The sequence below is a fragment of the uncultured Actinobacillus sp. genome, assembly GCF_945915845.1.
Classification (GTDB): domain Bacteria; phylum Pseudomonadota; class Gammaproteobacteria; order Enterobacterales; family Pasteurellaceae; genus Exercitatus.
The window spans coordinates 1-3,513 of sequence record NZ_CAMEFX010000079.1; the positions used below are offsets into that span (position 1 = coordinate 1).

General features: G+C 44.3%; 1 protein-coding gene. It reads left to right on the forward strand.

Annotated elements, in window-relative coordinates; genetic code table 11:
* Nucleotides 1-321 precede the first annotated feature (321 nt).
* Nucleotides 322-2,592, forward strand: a complete 2,271-nt coding sequence (gene metE, locus Q0O89_RS10375; protein WP_293731618.1) for a 5-methyltetrahydropteroyltriglutamate--homocysteine S-methyltransferase — start codon at nt 322-324, stop codon at nt 2,590-2,592.
* Nucleotides 2,593-3,513 lie beyond the last annotated feature (921 nt).

The following is a 3,513-nucleotide window of genomic DNA, read 5'->3' on the forward strand; positions in this document are numbered from 1 at the left end:
ATGGACGCCAAGCGTGGCGTCCCTACAGTTCATATCTAATCGATTACGTCATAGGTGTTGTCGGTGTCATCGTCATAGGTCGTAGGGACAGGGTTTATCCCTGTCCGAGAGCGCAAAAACGGCGTAGGATGGATGAAAAAACAACATGGTAGGGGCGAAATATTTTTCGCCCTGAATACACTCAAATATTAATTTAATTCATAATTAACTTGAATTTTATGAAGTTGCATAATGTTCTATTTTTGTAGATGATAAAAAACATCATTTAGACGGCTAAACGTCCAAATGAAAGAAATATCAAATCTATTGAAGGAGAACATTATGACAACATACCACATCTTAGGCTTTCCACGCGTTGGGGCGAAACGTGAATTAAAATTTGCACAAGAACGTTACTGGCGTGGGGAAATTGCAGAACAAGATTTATTAGATTTAGCCAAAGCCTTGCGTGAAAAAAACTGGCGACATCAAGCGGCAGCAAACGCTGATTTCGTAGCGGTGGGCGATTTTACCTTTTACGATCATATTTTAGATCTACAAGTAGCAACGGGAGCAATTCCTGCGCGTTTTGGGTTTGACAGCCAAAATTTAACCCTTTCTCAATACTTCCAACTGGCGCGTGGTAACAAAGATCAATTTGCCATTGAGATGACCAAATGGTTTGATACCAACTACCACTATCTCGTGCCTGAGTTCCACAAAAATACCGAATTTAAAGCCAACCCTGCTCACTATGTTAATCAAATCCGTGAAGCAAAAGCCTTGGGCTTAAATGTCAAACCAGTGATTGTCGGGCCTTTAACTTTCCTTTGGTTAGGCAAAGAGAAGGGCGAAGCCTTCAATCGTTTTGAGTTATTAAACAAACTTGTGCCTGTTTACCGTGAAATTTTAACCGCACTTGCGGCGGAAGGCGTGGAATGGATCCAAATTGACGAGCCGGCTTTAGCCTTAGATTTACCGGCGGAGTGGCTGGCGGCTTATCAGGCGGTCTATGCGGAATTAAGCCAAGTGAATGCGAAATTGTTATTAGCCACCTATTTTGGCTCAGTGGCAGAACACGCAGAATTGCTCAAAGGCTTAGCGGTGGACGGCTTGCATTTGGATTTAGTACGCGCACCTGAACAACTTACGGCATTTGACGATTACCGCAAAGTGCTTTCGGCAGGCGTGATTGACGGGCGTAACATTTGGCGTGCAAACTTAAATCAAGTGCTGGACGTGCTTGAGCCATTAAAAGCCAAACTTGGCGAACGTTTGTGGATTGCCCCAAGCTGTTCTTTGTTGCATACGCCTTTTGATTTAGCGGTGGAAACGCAACTACAAGCGAATAAACCTGAACTTTATCAATGGCTTGCTTTTGCACTACAAAAAGTTGAAGAATTGTCGGTAATTAAGACCGCACTTGAACAAGGTCGAACAGCGGTACAAGCACAATTAGCGGCAAGCCAAGCGGCAGCGGATGCGCGTGCGACATCAAAAGAGATCCACCGTGCAGAAGTGGCGGCTCGTTTAGCTAACTTACCTGAAGGGGCAGATCGCCGTAAATCGCCATTTGCAGCGCGTATTGCGAAGCAAAATGCGTGGCTAAACTTACCGCTTTTACCAACGACAAATATCGGTTCATTCCCACAAACCAGCGAAATCCGCCACGCTCGTGCGAGTTTCAAAAAAGGCGAGTTAAGCCTTGCGGATTATGAAGCGGCGATGAAAAAAGAAATTGAATATGTGGTTCGCCGCCAAGAAGAGTTAGATTTAGATGTGCTGGTTCACGGCGAAGCGGAACGTAACGATATGGTGGAATATTTCGGCGAATTGCTTGACGGCTTTGCCTTTACCAAATTCGGTTGGGTGCAAAGTTACGGCTCACGCTGTGTCAAACCGCCAGTGATTTATGGCGATGTGGCTCGCCCTGAACCGATGACGGTGCGTTGGTCGCAATATGCCCAAAGCCTTACCAACAAAGTGATGAAAGGAATGCTGACAGGGCCGGTAACGATTTTACAATGGTCATTCGTGCGTAACGATATTCCACGTTCAACGGTGTGCAAACAAATCGGCGTAGCCTTATCGGACGAAGTGTTGGATTTAGAGGCGGCAGGGATCAAAGTGATCCAAATTGATGAGCCTGCAATCCGTGAAGGCTTGCCACTCAAGCGGTCAGATTGGGACGCTTATTTGCAATGGGCGGGCGAAGCCTTCCGTTTAAGCTATATGGGCGTGCAAGATGACACCCAAATCCACACCCATATGTGTTATTCCGAATTTAACGACATTTTGCCAGCGATTGCCGGCTTAGATGCGGACGTGATTACCATTGAAACCTCACGCTCCGATATGGAACTACTTACCGCCTTTGCCGATTTCAAATACCCGAACGACATCGGCCCGGGTGTGTACGACATTCACAGCCCTCGCGTACCAAAAGCGGAAGAGATCGAACACTTGTTGCGTAAAGCCTTGAAAGTCGTACCAAAAGAACGCTTATGGGTAAACCCGGACTGTGGCTTAAAAACCCGAGGCTGGAAAGAAACCATTGAGCAGTTGCAAGTGATGGTGGACGTGACGAAGAAATTGAGGGCGGAGTTGGGTTGATGTAGCAGATTTTATGGTGCAACGGGGCGAAAGATATTTCGCCCTGATTTATCACAATTGTTTTGGGGCTGTAGGGGCGAAATATTTTTCGCCCTGATTTATCACAAATGTTTTGGGCGAAAGATATTTCGCCCCTACGGTTAATCCATTGAAATCATTGAAAAATAAAATTGATTTTTGTAGGGGCTAATGTAATTAGCCCCTACGTTTCATGTCTAATCGATTACGTCATAGATGTTGTCGGTGTCATCGTCATAGGTCGTAGGGACAGGGTTTATCCCTGTCCGAGAGCGCAAAAACGGCGTAGGATGGATGAAAAAACAACATGGTAGGGGCGAAATATTTTTCGCCCTTGATTTATCACGATTGTTTGGGGCGAAAGATATTTCGCCCCTACGTTTCATGTCTAATCGATTACGTCATAGGTGTTGTCGGTGTCATCGTCATAGGTCGTAGGGACAGGGTTTATCCCTGTCCGAGAGCGCAAAAACGGCGTAGGATGGATGAAAAAACAACATGGTAGGGGCGAAATATTTTTCGCCCTGATTTATCACGAATGTTTTGAGGCGAAAGATATTTCGCCCCTACGTTTAATCCATTGAAATCATTTGGAAATTTTGTAGGGTAAAAATGCTTGCAAAAACTTATAAAACCTATATCATAAACTTATAAATAATTAACTCGTTTGATTTATGAAAGAAATCATCTACCAACCCAAAGCATTAAAACAATTAAGGAAAATCCCCACTAAAGCTCACATTATTGAAAAATGTGAAACACTTAAGTTATTCCCTGATTGCACAAATATCAAAGCACTGACCAATCATCAGTATGAATACCGCTATCGGGTTGGAGATTACCGAGTTTTTTTAGGGTCTGTTTATCTTTCAATAAAAAGCTGCGTTGTCGCCTAAAAAAGCC

Coding starts and splice junctions, on each gene's coding strand:
- metE (WP_293731618.1), top strand. CDS start 322: ATGACAACATACCACATCTTAGGCTTTCCACGCGTTGGGGCGAAACGT.